The organism is Bacillus mexicanus, from assembly GCF_050445615.1.
In the GTDB taxonomy this organism is placed as follows: Bacteria; Bacillota; Bacilli; order Bacillales; family Bacillaceae; genus Bacillus; species Bacillus mexicanus.
The window spans coordinates 928,739-946,917 of record NZ_JBCEYV010000002.1; the positions used below are offsets into that span (position 1 = coordinate 928,739).

Genomic DNA, 18,179 nt, shown 5'->3' on the forward strand with positions numbered 1-18,179 from the left:
AAAGAAAAAAGAAGAGTTACAGTGCAGAATGAACAGGATGGTGAAAATATGGTTTATAAAACAAAGAGAGATATACCCGTTACACTGATAGCTGTGTTCCTCATATTACTGATACAAGCAGATGCCATTGTTCCTTTTGTGCTGGGAAATATGAGGGCTTCAGGCTGGATCATTTTTATTCTGCTGACTCTTTTAAATGTGCTCATCACGTGGAGCTTTATTGATCTAAAATATACATTGAGAGAACATCATCTGATCATTAAAGCCGGACTGTTCGAGCAGCAGATTCCTTACGAAAAAATCGTCAAAGTGGTTCGAAAAAAGAAGCTGTTGTCAGGTTTTCGCCTAATCGGCTCTCGTCATGGCATCACGATATATTATCAGGGGGGTTTGGGACATGTAGTCATTTCTCCGCAAGATACTGAAGAATTTATCCACAAGCTCAAAGAAAATAATGCTAATATAATATCATTGAAAAAAAAGTAAATAATTACCTTTTTATCATAAAAATAAAAGCTCCCCTGCTTTTCAGGAGAGCTTTTATTTTGGTATGCGAATCGTTAATTGAATAAATTCTTCAAATTCTTCTTCTTCTGTATTCAATTTTACACCGCTGTCTTCAACCATTGATAGTGACTGGCGAATTGTGTTCATTGCAATTCTTGTATCTCTGCTGAACGCTTTGCGTCTCGGCTTTGGCTTTTTCTGGCCCTGCTCCAGTATTTTCACCACGCGGTCTTCCGTCTGCTTTACATTTAAGCTTTTCTCAATAATTTCTGTGAGCAGTGTGACTTGGAGTTCAGGCTGTTTAAGCGGAATCAGCGCTCTGGCATGACGCTCAGTAATTTTCTTCTCCATAATCGCGTCTTGGACCGGCTGAGGCAACTTTAATAACCGCAGCTTATTCGCAATTGTGGACTGCCCTTTTCCTAAACGCTGTGCGAGTGCTTCCTGTGTTAAGTCATGCAATTCAAGAAGCCGAGCATAAGCATGCGCTTCTTCAATAGAAGACAGCTCTTCCCGCTGCAAATTTTCAATTAACGCCACAGAAGCGGTTTCTGTGTCGGAAAAATCCTTAATAATAGCGGGAATCTTTTCCCACTCAAGCGATTGTACCGCTCTCCAGCGTCTTTCACCGGCAATGAGTTCGTATTGGCCTTCTTCTTCTGTATGCCTGACAACAATCGGCTGAATAATGCCATGTGTATGAATGGTCATTGCTAACTCTTTAATTTTTTCATCTGAGAAAATGGTGCGTGGCTGAAAACGGTTGGGAACGATAGCATTTACCGGTATTTCCAGAATCTCTTCTTTGTTCGTCTCATGTTCAGCAATCTCCGGTTCCGGTTCCTTCTCACCAAGCCCGAATAAACGAGAGAATGAATGCTTCATGTACCTACACCACCTTTAAAAACTGCCATTTTTATAATTCTATTTTCTCATGGTTTTTCCTGCTGTACATCCATTAATTTTGCTGAAAATATGATGGCATTGTCATATCACGCTGTCTAAATTACCCCTCAATTGGCGATTTATTAGGAGTTCCCGGTTTTCTTGGATACTTCTTAGGTGTATTTTTGATCTTGCGTATCACCATCATATTACGATCGCTTTCTTCAATGGGCAGCTTAAAGGAATGGATATTCTCAAGTTCTCCTCCAAGCGTCGTAATCGCTTTTTTGCCGGCATTCAGCTCTTCTTCAGCTGAAGCGGCTTTTAAAGCAACAAATAAACCGTTTTTCTTCACCAGAGGCAGGCAAAGCTCGCTCAAAACAGATAGTCTTGCAACTGCTCGCGCCGTCACAATATCATAGCTTTCCCGTACGTCCTTCCTCTGTCCGAATGTTTCAGCTCTGTCATGGCAGAATGTCGTATTCTCCAATTGCAAAGCTTCAGACAATTTTTCTAAAAACGTAATCCGTTTGTTTAATGAATCCACGATTGTGACATGGAGATGCGGAAAACATATTTTGATAGGCAGACTCGGAAAACCTGCTCCCGCTCCAACATCACAAATCGTGTTCACTTGGTTGAAGTCGACATAAAAAGCGGCGGTAATGGAATCATAAAAATGTTTTAAGTATACTTCTTTTTTCTCTGTAATAGAAGTCAGATTAATTTTTTCGTTCCATTCAACCAACATATCGTAATACAGTTCAAATTGCTCCAGCTGACGGGGAGAAAGGGAGATCCCTTTTTCCGCCAAACCAGAAGTGAATTCTTCAATATTCATGCCGTCATCCTTTCTATTCGGCTATCTTCGCAATGCGTCCCTGCTCTAAATACACCAATAGAATTGAAATGTCCGCCGGGTTTACACCGGAAATGCGGGAAGCTTGTGCAACAGACAAAGGACGCACATTTTTCAGCTTTTGACGCGCCTCTGTTGCGATCCCTTTAATTGCGTCATAATCAATTCGATCCGGAATTTTTTTGTTTTCCATCTTTTTCAGTTTTTCCACTTGCTGAAGGGATTTTTCAATATATCCTTCATATTTCACTTGGATTTCTACTTGTTCTGCCACGTCTTGCGGAACCGGCACTTCTGACGGAGCCAATTTTGTGACGGTTTCATAATTCATTTCAGGACGTTTCATCAAGTCAGTGCCGCGAACTCCATCTTTCAATTCGCTTCCGCCAAGAGAACGGATATATTCTTGATTTTCCGGAGAAGGCTTGATAATCACAGAATACAAACGTTTTTTCTCAGCTTCAATCGCCGCTTTTTTCTTCTCAAAAACGGTATAACGCTCATCAGAAATCAATCCAATGCGGTGTCCGATTTCTGTCAGACGCAAATCAGCATTGTCATGGCGAAGAAGCAATCTGTATTCCGCACGTGATGTCAAAAGGCGGTATGGTTCATTGGTTCCTTTTGTGACAAGGTCATCAATGAGAACGCCAATGTAGGCATCAGAACGGCTTAGAATGACTTCTTCTTTTCCAAGCGCTTTTCGTCCTGCATTGATTCCCGCCATAATTCCTTGTCCTGCAGCTTCTTCATAGCCGGATGTTCCGTTAATTTGGCCTGCAGTATAGAGATTTGTGATTTTTTTCGTTTCAAGTGTCGGCCACAGCTGTGTCGGTACAATCGCATCGTACTCGATCGCATAGCCCGCTCTCATCATTTGCACGTTTTCAAGACCCGGAATCGTTGCAAGCATTCTTTGCTGTACATCTTCCGGAAGACTTGTAGATAAACCTTGAACATAGACTTCCTGTGTATGTCTGCCTTCAGGCTCAAGAAAGATTTGATGACGCGGTTTATCGTTAAAACGGACAACTTTATCTTCAATAGACGGACAGTATCTTGGGCCCGTACCTTTAATCATACCGGAATACATCGGTGAGCGGTGCAGGTTGCTGTCAATAATTTCATGTGTCTCAGGGCTTGTATATGTCAGCCAGCAAGGAAGCTGATCTGTAATATATTCCACTGTTTCATATGAGAAAGCGCGAGGCACTTCGTCACCAGGCTGGATTTCCGTTTTACTGTAGTCAATCGTGTCGCTTTTGACGCGAGGCGGCGTACCTGTTTTAAAACGAACAAGGTCAAAACCAAGCTCCTCCAAATGCTCAGAAAGCTTAATAGAAGGCTGCTGGTTGTTCGGACCGCTTGAGTAAGACAGATCACCAAGAATGATTCGTCCTCTTAAATATGTTCCAGTCGTCATAACAACTGCTTGCGCACGATAATGCGCGCCGGTTTGTGTCACCACACCGCGGCATTCGCCGTCTTCAACGATCAGCCGCTCTACAATTCCTTGCAGCAATGTTAAATTTGGTTCTTTTTCAAGTGTATTTTTCATTTCGTGCTGGTATTGGAATTTGTCTGCTTGCGCACGCAAAGCACGAACCGCAGGACCTTTTCCAGTATTCAGCATTCTCATTTGAATGTGCGTTTTATCGATGTTTCTGCCCATTTCTCCGCCAAGCGCGTCAATTTCGCGGACGACAATCCCTTTTGCGGGACCGCCGACAGACGGGTTACATGGCATAAATGCAACCATATCTAAGTTGATGGTCAAGACAAGCGTTTTGGCGCCTTGGCGTGCTGATGCGAGGGCAGCCTCAACACCGGCATGCCCGGCGCCAATCACAATCACATCGTATTGGCCTGCTTCATACCCCATGATTCTAACTCCTCCTTTAATTATTTTCCTAAACAGAACTGTGAAAAGAGCTGATCAATTAAGCTTTCATGGACTGAATCTCCGATGATTTCACCCAAAAGCTCCCAGCATCTTGTAAGGTCGATTTGCACCATGTCGATCGGGACATCTTGTTCAATGCCGCTAAGTGCATCTTCAATGGCACGTTGGGCTTGCTGTAAAATAGAGATATGACGTGTGTTGCTGACATAAGTCAGATCTCCGCTCTCAATGGCACCCGTGTAGAACAGCGATTGAATCGCTTCTTCCAGATCATTGATGCCTTCCTCTTTTAATAGAGATGTCGTGACAACAGGGCGTCCGTTAGCAAGCTCACGAACACGTTCACTGTCAATCTTCACCTCAAGGTCAGTCTTATTCATAATTACGATAACGTCCATGCCCTCTACGGCTTCAAAAAGCTTCACGTCTTCTTCAGAAAGCTCTTCACTAGAATTAAGCACTAGTAAAATCAGATCCGCTTCCTTTAGAACCTGGCGAGAACGTTCAACACCGATTCGTTCAACAATATCCTCTGTTTCACGAATACCTGCTGTATCAACCAGACGGAGCGGAACACCCCGTACATTTACGTATTCCTCAATGACATCCCGAGTCGTTCCCGGAATATCCGTTACAATAGCTTTTGCCTCATGTACAAGGCTGTTCAGAAGAGATGATTTTCCCACATTCGGCCGGCCGATAATGACAGTAGAAAGACCCTCACGCAAAATTTTACCTTGCTCAGAAGTCCTCAGCAGCGCTTCAATTTCTTTTTTCACGGCAGTTGCCTTTTCAACCAAAAGCTGATGCGTCATTTCTTCTACATCGTCATACTCCGGATAATCAATATTCACCTCAACATGAGCCAGTGTTTCTAAAATCTCACCGCGTAACCGGCGCACCAATGCAGAAAGACGCCCTTCCATCTGATTCATGGCGACGTTCATTGCCCGGTCCGTTTTGGCTCTGATCAAGTCCATCACCGCTTCCGCCTGTGAAAGATCGATTCGTCCGTTTAAAAATGCGCGCTTCGTAAATTCACCCGGCTCTGCCAGTCTCGCTCCCTCTCTTAAAGCGAGCTGAAGCACTTGGTTCACGGTTACAATTCCCCCGTGACAGTTAATTTCGATGACATCTTCACGTGTAAAGGTTCTCGGTGCTTTTAACACTGATACCATTACTTCCTCAACGACACGATCCGAAAGTCTGTCTACGATATGACCATAATGAATCGTATGTGATTCGACCGAGCTGAGTGTTTTCTCCTTCGGTCCTTTATAAATTTTATCTGCGATTTGAATGGCTTCTGGACCGCTCAACCGTACAATCGCAATCGCACCTTCTCCCATCGGTGTGGAAATTGCTGCAATTGTATCCATGCTGTTCACCTCTCTTTACTTAATCTTTCATCTATATAAAAAAATTTTATTATGCCAAAACTAAAAGATAACATAGTTTGGTTCGAAGTGGAAGATGTGTTATCCACAGAATCGGGAATTCTCCTCCTATTACTTTAACTTATCCACATGTGAATAACAATTAATTTTATTTCCTGACTTTCCTTTTTATCAACAGGATACACTTTAAAAGAAAAAAACATAACGACCAAAAGCTTGATATTACTAGGCAAAATAGTATTTTTTCAAACAAAAAAACCGAAATCCGCTTTTTACCGGACTTCGGTTTTATGCTATTTTTTATGGGAAATAACGAGATGACGATTTTCACCTTCACCCATTGAATATGTTTTGATCTCGTGATTCGCATATCCAGAAAGAGTATCATGAATGATTTTTCTTTCACTGGACGGCATCGGTTCAAGATGAACTGCTTTTTTCGTTTTTAGAACCTGATCTGCAAGCCTGATGGCCAGCTGACTCAGTGTATCTTTTCTTTTTAGCCGATAGTTTTCTGCATCTACTATGACATTTTTATATTGGCCTGGATAACGGTTAAGGGCAAGCTGTGTCAACGTTTCAAGGGCATTTAAGGTTTGTCCTCTTTTCCCAATCAACAATGCCGCTTTTTCACCTGTTATATGGAAACTCACTGTCTTCCTGCTTTCTTGAACAGTCACATCAGACTTTCCGGCAATCGCTTCGGCAATCGTTTGAAGATAAGACTTCGCTTGCTGAATCGGATCAATCTTTTCAACTAGCTTTACGACCGCAGGCTTTTTTCCGAAAATACCGAGAAATCCTTTGTTTCCCTCTTCAATAACGGTAATTTCCACCTTATCCTTCGTTAATTCCAGCTCTTTCAGTCCGGACTGTACTGCTTCATCGACATTTCGCCCTGCAGCAGTCACATTCCTCACTTTTTCTTTCCTCCGTCTTTTTGCGGCTCAGAATTTTTTTTCAAATCTGGTCCTTTAATGAGGAAAGTCTGTGCAATCATAAATAAGTTACCGACTACCCAATAAAGAGAAAGTGCCGCCGGGAAGTTGACCGCAAATACGATAATCATGATTGGCATAATCCAAAGCATCATTGCCATTTGCGGATTTTGCTGCGCATTGCCCGCCATCATCAGTTTCTGCTGAACAAATGTAGCGACACCTGCAACGATAGGAAGGATATAGTAAGGGTCTTTTTCTCCTAAGTCAAACCATAAGAAACTATGCTCCGAGATCGCCTGTGTTCTCATGATCGCATGATAAAATCCAATTAAAATCGGCATCTGGATTAAAATCGGGAAACAACCCGCCAGTGGATTCACGCCATGCTTTTGGAATAAAGCCATTGTTTCCTGCTGTAACTTTTGCTGTGTTTTTTGGTCCTTTGAGCTGTATTTTTCTTTAAGCTTTTGCATTTCCGGCTGTAAAGCCTGCATCGCTTTCGAACTTCTCAGCTGCTTAATCATCAGCGGTAAAATTAATAAACGAATTAAAATGGTAACAAGAATAATTGAAAGTCCATAGTTATCTCCCGTCAATTTCGCTACATACGTAATGAGCTCAGACAATGGATATACTACGTACTTGTCCCAAAAATGCGAACTATCTGCAGTGATCGGCTCTTTCACACTTGAGCATCCAGCCAAAAGCATGAATACGCCAACCATACTTAATAGCAACCCTATTCTCCTTTTCAACAACATTTCCTCCTATAATTATCTTTACATTCTTTAATTGCAAAGCATACTTGTATGTATTTTAGCATCTTTCAGTTTTAAATGGTGTCTTTTTCTAATCAACCAGAAAGGAAGCGCTTTTAAAAGTTGTAAGAAAGCAATGGCAAATGCCTACTTTGACGAAGATTTCTTATATAAAGAAGACTTTCTGAATAGATGCTGCAGGCTTTTTTTCGTTTCCTCAAATGTCAGCTGGCTCGCTGGTTTTCTGGCAATAATGATGTAATCCTTTTCCTTCAGTCTCTCTTTCTCTTCAAGAAAAGCCTGCCGAATCAAACGTTTGACCCGATTTCGCATCACAGCGTTACCTATTTTTTTGCTGACGGAAAGCCCGACGCGCAGCTCATCGTTTTCAGGCTGATCAAGCGTATATAAGACAAACTGGCGGTTCGCTACTGATACCCCATGCTTAAACACTTTTTGAAAATCTTCATTTTTCTTTAAACGATTTCGCTTCTTCAAATGACTCACTCCGATACTGGCTGGCAGAAACTTATAAAATTTATTATGAAAATGAGATGCGTCTGAACCAGGGAGCATCCTCTGGTCCATCCCGCATCACACTTCTTTTCCCATAATGTGAAAAAAGACCACTGACATTATTCAGTGGCCTAAGCTGATAATACTTTTCTGCCTTTACGGCGACGGCGTGCTAAAACTAGACGACCGTTTTTTGAACTCATACGGCTTCTGAAGCCATGAACTTTACTGCGTTTACGGTTATTCGGTTGGAATGTTCTTTTCATTTATGACACCTCCCTCGAGGAATAGCTGTTAAAGACAGTCTTACTTATTATATTTGTGCTACCTATTCATTGTCAACTTCACTATTGCTTTTATTTCCTGCAACCATAATAGGATACCACACCTTTTCAACTTTCGAAACCTTATTTTTCAGATTCCGTAATTTAACGAAAAAAAATCGAACAATTTGCCTCTTACATCACGAATGTGGATATCTTTTTTGCCTTTTTTTAATATCCACAAAGGTTATCGACAACATTTTCACATTACCAACCCCTGTGGACAATATTTTTTCAACAGGTTGTCTGCTTTGTGGATAAGATTGCAACAACCATTGCAAGCTCTCGTTTATTTTGGTATTATATTTGTGTTTTAACTCTTGATTACTAATCTCGCCTTTCCTCTTTATCCACAAACTGTGGATAAGTTGTGGATTGATTTCTCACAGCTTGTGTAGAATGTTGTCCACAAGTTGTGAATTTTGTCGAAAAGCTATTTATCTACTATATTATATGTTTTCAACATTTAATGTGTACGAATGGCAGCGCCATTTGCTCTTTTTTTGTGTTCTACAACAGAGAAAGAAACAATTTGATATGAAAAGGAGGGACATGCCGAAAGATGGAAAATATATTAGATCTGTGGAACCAAGCCCTTGCTCAAATTGAAAAAAAATTGAGCAAACCGAGTTTTGAGACTTGGATGAAATCAACCAAGGCGCACTCACTGCAAGGAGATACGTTGACAATCACGGCTCCTAATGAATTCGCCAGAGACTGGCTGGAGTCCAGATACTTGCATCTGATTGCAGATACTATATATGAATTAACCGGGGAAGAATTGAGCATTAAGTTTGTCATTCCTCAAAATCAAGATGTTGAAGACTTTATGCCAAAACCGCAAGTGAAGAAAAAGGCCAAAGAAGATACATCTGATTTTCCTCAAAATATGCTCAATCCAAAATATACTTTTGATACTTTTGTCATCGGATCTGGAAACCGATTTGCACACGCTGCTTCCCTCGCAGTAGCGGAAGCTCCCGCGAAAGCATACAACCCTTTATTTATCTATGGGGGCGTCGGCCTAGGGAAAACACACTTAATGCATGCGATCGGCCATTATGTTATAGATCATAATCCTTCTGCCAAAGTGGTTTATCTGTCTTCTGAAAAATTTACAAACGAATTCATCAACTCTATCCGGGATAATAAAGCCGTAGATTTCCGCAATCGCTATCGGAATGTTGATGTGCTTTTGATAGATGATATTCAATTTTTAGCCGGGAAAGAACAGACTCAGGAAGAATTTTTCCATACATTTAACACATTGCACGAAGAAAGCAAACAAATCGTCATTTCAAGTGACCGGCCGCCAAAAGAAATTCCGACACTTGAAGACAGATTGCGTTCGCGCTTTGAATGGGGCCTGATTACTGATATCACGCCGCCTGACTTAGAAACGAGAATTGCAATTTTAAGAAAAAAAGCCAAAGCGGAGGGCCTCGATATTCCGAACGAGGTCATGCTTTATATTGCGAATCAAATCGACAGCAATATTCGGGAACTTGAAGGAGCATTAATCAGAGTTGTTGCTTATTCATCTTTAATTAATAAAGATATTAATGCTGATCTGGCCGCTGAGGCGCTGAAAGATATTATTCCTTCTTCCAAACCAAAAGTCATTACGATAAAAGAAATTCAGAGGGTAGTAGGCCAGCAATTTAATATTAAACTCGAGGATTTCAAAGCGAAAAAGCGGACAAAATCAGTGGCTTTCCCGCGTCAAATCGCCATGTACTTATCGAGGGAAATGACTGATTCCTCTCTTCCCAAAATCGGAGAAGAGTTTGGAGGCCGTGACCATACAACCGTTATTCATGCGCATGAAAAAATTTCAAAAATGCTGGCAGATGATGAACAGCTTCAGCAACATGTAAAAGAAATTAAAGAACAGCTCAAATAGAAGGGCCCAGGATGAATCGGGGAAAGTGTGAATAACTTTTCATCAGTCATGCACAGTCTGTCCACATGTGGATAGGCTGTGTTTCCTGTCTTTTTCACAACTTATCCACAAATCCACAAGCCCTACTATTACTTCTACTATTTTTATAAATAAAATATATATTAATACATTATCCGTTAGGAGGATAAAAATGAAATTCACGATTCAAAAAGATCGTCTTGTTGAAAGTGTCCAAGATGTATTAAAAGCAGTTTCGTCTAGAACTACGATTCCCATTCTGACTGGTATTAAAATCGTTGCATCAGATGATGGCGTATCCTTTACAGGAAGCGATTCCGATATTTCTATTGAATCCTTTATCCCGAAAGAAGAAGAAGATAAGGAGATTGTCACAATAGAACAGCCGGGAAGCATCGTTTTACAAGCCCGCTTCTTTAGTGAGATTGTCAAAAAACTGCCGATGGCAACTGTAGAAATCGAAGTCCAAAATCAATATTTAACGATTATTCGTTCAGGAAAAGCTGAATTTAATCTAAACGGGCTTGATGCTGATGAATATCCGCATTTGCCGCAGATCGAGGAGCATCATGCGATTCAAATTCCAACTGATTTGTTGAAAAATCTAATCAGACAAACAGTATTCGCAGTGTCCACCTCAGAAACACGCCCTATCTTGACAGGTGTAAACTGGAAGGTGGAGAAAAGTGAATTATTATGCACTGCGACGGATAGCCACCGTCTTGCTTTGAGAAAAGCGAAGCTTGATATTTCAGAAGACAGATCTTATAACGTTGTGATTCCGGGAAAAAGCTTAACTGAGCTCAGCAAAATTTTGGACGACAACCAAGAACTTGTAGATATCGTGATCACAGAAACCCAAGTTCTGTTTAAAGCGAAAAACGTTTTATTCTTCTCGCGGCTTCTGGACGGAAATTATCCGGATACCACCAGCCTGATTCCGCAAGAAAGTAAAACAGAAATGATTGTGAACACAAAAGATTTCCTTCAGGCGATTGATCGCGCATCTCTTTTAGCGAGAGAGGGACGCAACAACGTGGTGAAGCTGTCCGCAAAACCAGCTGAATCCATTGAGATTTCTTCCAACTCACCTGAGATCGGGAAAGTTGTGGAAGCGATTGTTGCAGATCGAATTGAAGGTGAGGAATTAAATATCTCGTTTAGTCCAAAATATATGCTGGATGCACTAAAGGTGCTTGAAGGAGCAGAAATACGCGTAAGCTTTACTGGTGCAATGAGACCTTTCCTAATTCGCACGCCGAATGATGAAACGATTGTACAGCTTATCCTTCCTGTCAGAACCTATTAATCCGACACACTGCTGCCGATCCTTTCGGCAGCTTTTCTATTCAGTATCTGCTCCGACAAGTTTTCCCTTTCCCTAATTCGTTTTTTTTTAGTACAATTAGATATTAGTGATATTTGAAAGAGGTCGATATAATGGCAAATCCGATTTCAATTGATACAGAGATGATTACACTCGGACAATTTTTAAAATTAGCCGATGTGATTCAATCAGGCGGTATGGCAAAGTGGTTTTTAAGCGAGTATGAAGTGCTTGTGAACGACGAACCGGACAACCGCCGCGGCAGAAAGCTTTATGTTGGCGATGTGGTAGAGATTGAAGGATTTGGTTCATTTCAAGTCGTTAATTAAAGCGGGTGACACTGATTGTATATCCAGAACTTAGAACTGACATCTTACCGCAACTACGACCATACCGAACTTCAATTTGAAAATAAAGTAAATGTGATCATCGGAGAAAACGCCCAGGGGAAAACAAACCTCATGGAAGCGATCTATGTCTTGTCCATGGCAAAATCGCACAGGACGTCAAATGACAAAGAACTTATACGATGGGACAGAGACTATGCTAAAATAGAGGGAAGAGTGATGAAGCAAAACGGGGCGATCCCGATGCAGCTCGTCATCTCCAAAAAGGGTAAAAAGGGCAAGGTCAATCATATTGAGCAGCAAAAACTCAGCCGGTATGTCGGGGCCCTCAACACCATCATGTTCGCGCCGGAAGATTTAAATCTTGTAAAGGGAAGCCCTCAAGTGAGAAGGCGGTTTCTTGACATGGAAATCGGACAGGTTTCTCCTGTTTACCTCCACGATCTGTCTCTTTATCAGAAAATCCTTTCCCAGCGAAATCATTTTTTGAAGCAGCTGCAAACAAGAAAACAAACTGACAGAACGATGCTTGATGTTTTGACCGATCAGCTTATAGAAGCTGCGGCAAAAGTCGTCGTAAAGCGACTGCGGTTTACAGCCCAGCTCGAAAAATGGGCGCAGCCTATTCATGCGGGCATCTCAAGAGGACTTGAAGAGCTAACCCTGAAATACCATACGACTCTTGAGGTATCAGATCCCGAAGACTTGTCGAAAATAGGAGATAGCTATCAAGAAGCGTTTTCTAAATTAAGAGAAAAAGAAATTGAGCGCGGTGTTACGCTGTCAGGGCCTCATCGTGACGATGTCCTTTTTTATGTGAACGGACGCGATGTGCAAACGTATGGTTCTCAAGGACAGCAGCGAACGACAGCATTATCTCTTAAGCTGGCAGAGATTGACCTAATCCATGAAGAAATCGGAGAATATCCCATTTTACTATTGGATGATGTACTGAGTGAGCTGGATGATTATCGCCAGTCGCACTTGCTTCATACGATCCAAGGCCGTGTGCAAACGTTTGTCACCACGACAAGCGTTGATGGCATTGACCATGAAACCTTACGGCAAGCAGGAATGTTTCGTGTGCAAGACGGTGCGTTAGTGAAGTGAAGAAATGAGGTGGGCAATTGTATATTCATTTAGGTGATGACTTTGTGGTTTCAACACGAGATATTGTTGGCATTTTTGATTTCAAAGCCAACATGTCGCCTATTGTTGAAGAATTTCTGAAAAAACAGAAACACAAGACGGTGCCTTCCGTAAACGGCACACCAAAATCTATCGTAGTCACAGTTCAGAATATATATTACTCTCCATTATCTTCCAGTACATTAAAAAAGCGTGCGCAGTTTATGTTTGAAATAGATTCTTAGAAATTTTTATCGCGAATATATCGTTTAGAAAAGTGTAGGTGAATGACGTGGCTATGGAACAGCAGCAAAATAGTTATGATGAAAATCAGATACAGGTACTAGAGGGATTGGAAGCTGTCCGTAAAAGACCGGGGATGTATATCGGTTCAACAAACAGCAAAGGCCTTCACCATTTAGTATGGGAAATTGTCGACAATAGTATTGACGAAGCCTTGGCCGGTTATTGCACGGATATCAATATCGAGATTGAAAAAGACAACAGTATCACGGTGATCGATAATGGTCGAGGTATTCCGGTCGGGATTCATGAAAAAATGGGTCGTCCTGCGGTAGAAGTCATTATGACGGTGCTTCATGCCGGAGGGAAATTTGACGGAAGCGGTTATAAAGTATCCGGGGGATTGCATGGTGTAGGTGCGTCAGTCGTAAACGCGCTTTCAACCGAGCTTGTTGTGACGGTGCATCGTGACGGTAAAATCCACCGCCAAACCTATAAACGCGGAGTTCCGGTTTCAGATCTTGAAATCATTGGCGAAACGGATCATACAGGAACGACGACACATTTCGTCCCAGATCCTGAAATTTTCTCAGAAACGACTGAGTATGATTATGATCTGCTTGCTAACCGCGTTCGCGAATTAGCCTTTTTGACGAAAGGCGTGAACATCACGATTGAAGATAAACGTGAAGGACAAGAGCGCAAAAATGAGTACCATTACGAAGGCGGAATTAAAAGTTATGTAGAGTTTTTAAACCGTTCTAAAGAAGTTGTCCATGAAGAACCGATTTACATCGAAGGGGAAAAGGACGGCATTACGGTTGAAGTGGCTTTGCAATACAATGACAGCTACACAAGCAACATTTACTCTTTCACAAACAACATTAACACGTATGAAGGCGGTACCCATGAAGCGGGTTTTAAAACGGGTTTGACACGTGTTATCAACGATTACGCACGAAAAAAAGGGCTTATTAAAGAAAACGATCCAAACTTAAGCGGGGATGACGTAAGAGAAGGGTTAACTGCAATTATCTCAATCAAACACCCTGATCCGCAGTTTGAAGGCCAAACGAAAACAAAACTAGGTAACTCAGAAGCACGGACAATTACTGATACGTTATTTTCTACAGCGATGGAAACATTTATGCTTGAAAATCCAGATGCGGCCAGAAAAATTGTCGATAAAGGTTTAATGGCGGCAAGAGCAAGAATGGCTGCAAAAAAAGCCCGTGAATTAACACGCCGCAAAAGTGCGTTGGAAATTTCAAATCTGCCTGGTAAGTTAGCGGACTGCTCTTCAAAAGATCCGAGCATCTCCGAATTGTATATCGTAGAGGGTGACTCTGCCGGAGGATCTGCTAAACAAGGGCGTGACAGACATTTCCAAGCTATTTTGCCGCTTAGAGGTAAGATCCTGAACGTTGAAAAAGCGAGACTGGATAAAATTCTTTCCAACAATGAAGTTCGTTCTATGATCACAGCGCTCGGTACAGGTATCGGGGAAGATTTCAATCTGGAAAAAGCCCGTTACCACAAAGTTGTCATTATGACAGATGCCGATGTTGACGGCGCGCACATCAGAACACTGCTATTAACGTTCTTTTACAGATATATGCGCCAAATTATAGAAAATGGCTACGTATACATTGCGCAGCCGCCGCTCTACAAGGTTCAACAAGGGAAACGCGTTGAATATGCATACAATGACAAGGAGCTGGAAGACTTGTTAAATACTCTTCCGCAAACGCCTAAGCCTGGCTTGCAGCGTTATAAAGGTCTTGGAGAAATGAACGCCGTCCAGCTATGGGAGACAACCATGGATCCAAGCACTAGAACGCTTCTTCAGGTCACGCTTGAAGATGCAATGGATGCGGATGAGACATTTGAAATGCTGATGGGAGACAAAGTAGAGCCTCGCCGAAACTTCATAGAAGCAAATGCGAGATACGTTAAAAATCTTGACATCTAATTATAAAAAGCCTTATTTCCATTATGAAATAAGGCTTTTTTCTAAAAAAGATCAGACTCAGTAATGCTTGCAACACCTATATATTCTAGCAATTTTATGTGTATAATCATGAGTTTATTGATATAATGGAGAATAGTGAAATCGTATAGAAGGTCATAATGGACAATCTACTCCCACATATTTCATGTGATACTTCAGGGAGGTTTTTTAATGAGTGAACAAAACACACCACAAGTTCGTGAAATAAATATCAGCCAGGAAATGCGTACATCCTTCTTGGATTATGCAATGAGCGTTATTGTATCTCGTGCTCTTCCAGATGTTCGTGACGGTTTAAAACCGGTTCATAGACGGATATTATACGCAATGAATGATTTAGGCATGACGAGTGACAAGCCTTATAAAAAATCCGCGCGTATCGTCGGAGAAGTTATCGGTAAATACCACCCGCATGGTGATTCAGCGGTATATGAATCTATGGTCAGAATGGCGCAAGATTTCAACTACCGCTATATGCTCGTTGACGGTCACGGAAACTTCGGTTCTGTTGACGGAGACTCAGCTGCTGCTATGCGTTATACAGAAGCAAGAATGTCTAAAATCTCGATGGAAATTCTTCGAGATATCACAAAAGACACAATCGATTATCAAGACAACTATGACGGGTCAGAAAGAGAACCGGTTGTTATGCCTTCAAGGTTCCCGAATCTGCTTGTAAACGGTGCTGCCGGTATTGCGGTAGGTATGGCGACAAACATCCCTCCGCACCAGCTTGGGGAAATCATTGATGGCGTACTTGCGGTCAGTGAGAATCCAGACATTACAATCCAGGAGCTGATGGAAGTCATTCCAGGGCCTGACTTCCCGACTGCGGGTCAAATCTTGGGACGCAGCGGTATCCGGAAAGCGTACGAATCTGGCCGAGGCTCAATTACGATCAGAGCAAAAGCTGAGATCGAACAAACATCCTCAGGTAAAGAAAGAATTATCGTTACCGAGCTCCCTTACCAAGTAAATAAGGCAAAATTAATCGAGAAAATTGCTGATCTTGTTAGAGACAAGAAGATAGAAGGCATCACAGATCTTCGCGATGAGTCAGATCGTACAGGTATGAGAATTGTCATTGAAATCAGACGCGATGCTAATGCAAATGTTATTCTAAACAACCTTTACAAACAAACTGCATTACAAACATCTTTTGGTATCAACTTGCTTGCACTTGTTGACGGTCAGCCGAAGGTATTAAATTTAAAGCAATGTCTGGAGTATTATCTTGACCACCAAAAAGTCGTAATCAGACGCCGTACTGCATATGAATTGCGTAAAGCGGAAGCGAGAGCCCATATCCTGGAAGGTTTGAGAGTGGCTCTGGATCATCTCGATGCAGTTATTTCTCTTATCCGTAATTCTCAAACGGCTGAAATTGCGAGGACAGGTTTAATTGAGCAATTCTCATTGACAGAGAAGCAAGCGCAGGCAATCCTCGATATGAGACTGCAGCGTTTAACAGGACTGGAACGTGAAAAGATTGAAGAAGAATACCAATCTCTAGTCGAGTTAATTGCAGAGCTAAAAGACATTTTGGCAAATGAATATAAAGTGCTTGAAATCATCCGTGAAGAACTTACTGAAATCAAAGAGCGTTTCAATGATGAAAGACGTACGGAGATCGTTACTTCTGGATTAGAGACAATCGAAGATGAAGATCTTATTGAAAGAGAGAACATCGTCGTCACTCTGACACACAATGGATACATCAAACGTCTCCCTGCATCAACTTACCGCAGTCAAAAACGAGGCGGAAAAGGCGTACAGGGAATGGGGACTAATGAAGATGATTTTGTTGAGCACTTAGTCTCTACGTCAACACATGACACGATACTCTTCTTCTCGAACAAAGGGAAAGTATACCGTGCAAAAGGGTATGAAATCCCTGAATACGGCAGAACAGCAAAGGGAATTCCGATTATTAACCTGCTGGAGGTAGAAAAGGGTGAATGGATTAACGCGATTATTCCAGTCACTGAATTCAATGCAGATCTTTACCTTTTCTTCACAACAAAGCATGGGATTTCAAAACGAACTTCACTTGCTCAGTTTGCTAATATCCGAAATAACGGCTTAATCGCCCTAGGCCTTCGTGAGGATGATGAATTGATGGGTGTACGTCTGACCGACGGCACAAAACAAATGATCATTGGAACGAAAAATGGGTTGCTGATCCGTTTCCTTGAAACTGATGTCAGGGAAATGGGAAGAACTGCAGCAGGTGTAAAAGGCATTACCCTGACTGATGATGACGTTGTTGTCGGTATGGAGATATTAGAAGAAGACTCACATGTCCTGATCGTAACTGAAAAAGGTTATGGAAAACGAACTCCAGCTGAAGAGTACAGAACCCAAAGCCGTGGCGGAAAAGGACTCAAAACAGCAAAAATCACAGAGAACAACGGCCAATTAGTAACAGTCAAGGCTACTAAAGGTGAAGAGGATCTAATGATTATTACTGCCAGCGGCGTACTCATTAGAATGGACATTAATGACATCTCAACCACCGGACGTGTCACTCAAGGTGTACGCCTTATCAGAATGGCGGAAGAAGAGCATGTTGCAACAGTAGCATTAGTAGAGAAAAATGAAGAAGATGAGCAGGAAGAAACACAAGAAGAAGTATAAGAGAAAGCACAGCTGAAATAGCTGTGCTTTTTTTCTATTATAGTCCTTTACAGTCATAAAAATTATGGTATAATCATTTCTGTTGTCTTTTGAAAGACATAATTACAGCTAGTAAAACTTTTTCAAAAAAGTGTTGACCTAGTTAACTAAAAATGTTACTATTAAGTAGTCGCTTCGAGAGAAGCACACAAAGTTCTTTGAAAACTAAACAAGACAAAACGTACCTGTTAATTCAGTTTTAAACAAATCGCACAGTGATGTGCGTAGTCAGTCAAACTAGGCCTGCACGATGCAGGTCACGCAGGCGTCACCGCAGGATGCGGTGAACTTAACCTGTGATCCATTTATCGGAGAGTTTGATCCTGGCTCAGGACGAACGCTGGCGGCGTGCCTAATACATGCAAGTCGAGCGGACAGATGGGAGCTTGCTCCCTGATGTTAGCGGCGGACGGGTGAGTAACACGTGGGTAACCTGC

The 18,179-nt window shown here is 41.8% G+C and carries 16 protein-coding genes and 1 rRNA gene; 9 read left to right on the top strand and 8 right to left on the bottom strand.

The features are described 5' to 3' along the window. The first annotated feature begins 48 nt into the window (after positions 1-48). Positions 49-486, top strand: coding sequence for a PH domain-containing protein (locus tag AAGG74_RS14365; RefSeq protein WP_429675915.1), 438 nt, complete (start codon positions 49-51; stop codon positions 484-486). Between the two features lie 54 nt (positions 487-540). Here the strand turns inward: AAGG74_RS14365 and noc are convergent, their stop codons facing one another. The 8 genes from noc to rpmH all read right to left on the bottom strand — a co-directional run bounded on the left by noc (position 541) and on the right by rpmH (position 8,032). After that, positions 541-1,392 carry a nucleoid occlusion protein gene (gene noc, locus AAGG74_RS14370; RefSeq protein WP_162102837.1) on the bottom strand — a complete coding sequence of 284 codons (852 nt, stop codon included), beginning with the start codon at positions 1,390-1,392 and terminating at the stop codon, positions 541-543. A 121-nt stretch (positions 1,393-1,513) separates the two neighbouring features. After that, a complete protein-coding gene (gene rsmG, locus AAGG74_RS14375) occupies positions 1,514-2,233 on the bottom strand; it encodes a 16S rRNA (guanine(527)-N(7))-methyltransferase RsmG (protein ID WP_429675893.1) in 720 nt (239 codons plus the stop codon). 13 nt (positions 2,234-2,246) lie between these two features. Continuing rightward, a complete protein-coding gene (gene mnmG / locus AAGG74_RS14380; protein ID WP_162102835.1) occupies positions 2,247-4,133 on the bottom strand; it encodes a tRNA uridine-5-carboxymethylaminomethyl(34) synthesis enzyme MnmG in 1,887 nt (628 codons plus the stop codon). Between the two features lie 20 nt (positions 4,134-4,153). Beyond that, complete coding sequence (gene mnmE, locus AAGG74_RS14385) at positions 4,154-5,533, bottom strand: tRNA uridine-5-carboxymethylaminomethyl(34) synthesis GTPase MnmE (protein ID WP_429675894.1); 1,380 nt, start codon at positions 5,531-5,533, stop codon at positions 4,154-4,156. A 311-nt stretch (positions 5,534-5,844) separates the two neighbouring features. Then, positions 5,845-6,471: an RNA-binding cell elongation regulator Jag/EloR gene (gene jag / locus AAGG74_RS14390; RefSeq protein ID WP_429675895.1), complete on the bottom strand. Its 627-nt coding sequence runs from the start codon at positions 6,469-6,471 to the stop codon at positions 5,845-5,847. Next, positions 6,468-7,253 carry a YidC family membrane integrase SpoIIIJ gene (spoIIIJ, locus tag AAGG74_RS14395; RefSeq protein ID WP_162102832.1) on the bottom strand — a complete coding sequence of 262 codons (786 nt, stop codon included), beginning with the start codon at positions 7,251-7,253 and terminating at the stop codon, positions 6,468-6,470. The genes jag and spoIIIJ overlap by 4 nt, the downstream gene beginning before the upstream one ends. 144 nt (positions 7,254-7,397) lie before the next feature. Then, positions 7,398-7,748 (bottom strand): ribonuclease P protein component, encoded by a 351-nt coding sequence (gene rnpA / locus AAGG74_RS14400; protein ID WP_162102831.1) that lies wholly within the window; start codon positions 7,746-7,748, stop codon positions 7,398-7,400. Between the two features lie 149 nt (positions 7,749-7,897). Next, positions 7,898-8,032: a 50S ribosomal protein L34 gene (gene rpmH / locus AAGG74_RS14405; protein WP_003178075.1), complete on the bottom strand. Its 135-nt coding sequence runs from the start codon at positions 8,030-8,032 to the stop codon at positions 7,898-7,900. A 619-nt stretch (positions 8,033-8,651) separates the two neighbouring features. Here rpmH and dnaA point away from each other — a divergent pair. The 8 genes from dnaA to AAGG74_RS14445 all read left to right on the top strand — a co-directional run. Next, the gene (dnaA, locus tag AAGG74_RS14410) at positions 8,652-9,992 is read left to right on the top strand and encodes a chromosomal replication initiator protein DnaA (protein ID WP_429675896.1); all 1,341 of its coding nucleotides are present in this window, start codon (positions 8,652-8,654) and stop codon (positions 9,990-9,992) included. A gap of 190 nt (positions 9,993-10,182) precedes the next feature. Beyond that, a complete protein-coding gene (dnaN, locus tag AAGG74_RS14415) occupies positions 10,183-11,319 on the top strand; it encodes a DNA polymerase III subunit beta (protein ID WP_162102829.1) in 1,137 nt (378 codons plus the stop codon). A gap of 131 nt (positions 11,320-11,450) precedes the next feature. Further along, positions 11,451-11,666, top strand: a complete 216-nt coding sequence (gene rlbA / locus AAGG74_RS14420) for a ribosome maturation protein RlbA (RefSeq protein ID WP_429675897.1) — start codon at positions 11,451-11,453, stop codon at positions 11,664-11,666. A gap of 15 nt (positions 11,667-11,681) precedes the next feature. Then, complete coding sequence (gene recF, locus AAGG74_RS14425) at positions 11,682-12,794, top strand: DNA replication/repair protein RecF (RefSeq protein ID WP_429675898.1); 1,113 nt, start codon at positions 11,682-11,684, stop codon at positions 12,792-12,794. A 17-nt stretch (positions 12,795-12,811) separates the two neighbouring features. Then, positions 12,812-13,057 carry an extracellular matrix regulator RemB gene (remB, locus tag AAGG74_RS14430; protein ID WP_162102827.1) on the top strand — a complete coding sequence of 82 codons (246 nt, stop codon included), beginning with the start codon at positions 12,812-12,814 and terminating at the stop codon, positions 13,055-13,057. Positions 13,058-13,110: 53 nt separating this feature from the next. Continuing rightward, a complete protein-coding gene (gene gyrB, locus AAGG74_RS14435; RefSeq protein ID WP_429675916.1) occupies positions 13,111-15,027 on the top strand; it encodes a DNA topoisomerase (ATP-hydrolyzing) subunit B in 1,917 nt (638 codons plus the stop codon). Between the two features lie 210 nt (positions 15,028-15,237). Next, on the top strand, positions 15,238-17,703 hold the full coding sequence (gene gyrA, locus AAGG74_RS14440) for a DNA topoisomerase (ATP-hydrolyzing) subunit A (protein ID WP_162102826.1): 2,466 nt from the start codon (positions 15,238-15,240) through the stop codon (positions 17,701-17,703). 344 nt (positions 17,704-18,047) lie between these two features. After that, positions 18,048-18,179 (top strand): 16S ribosomal RNA (locus tag AAGG74_RS14445); the annotation flags it as partial.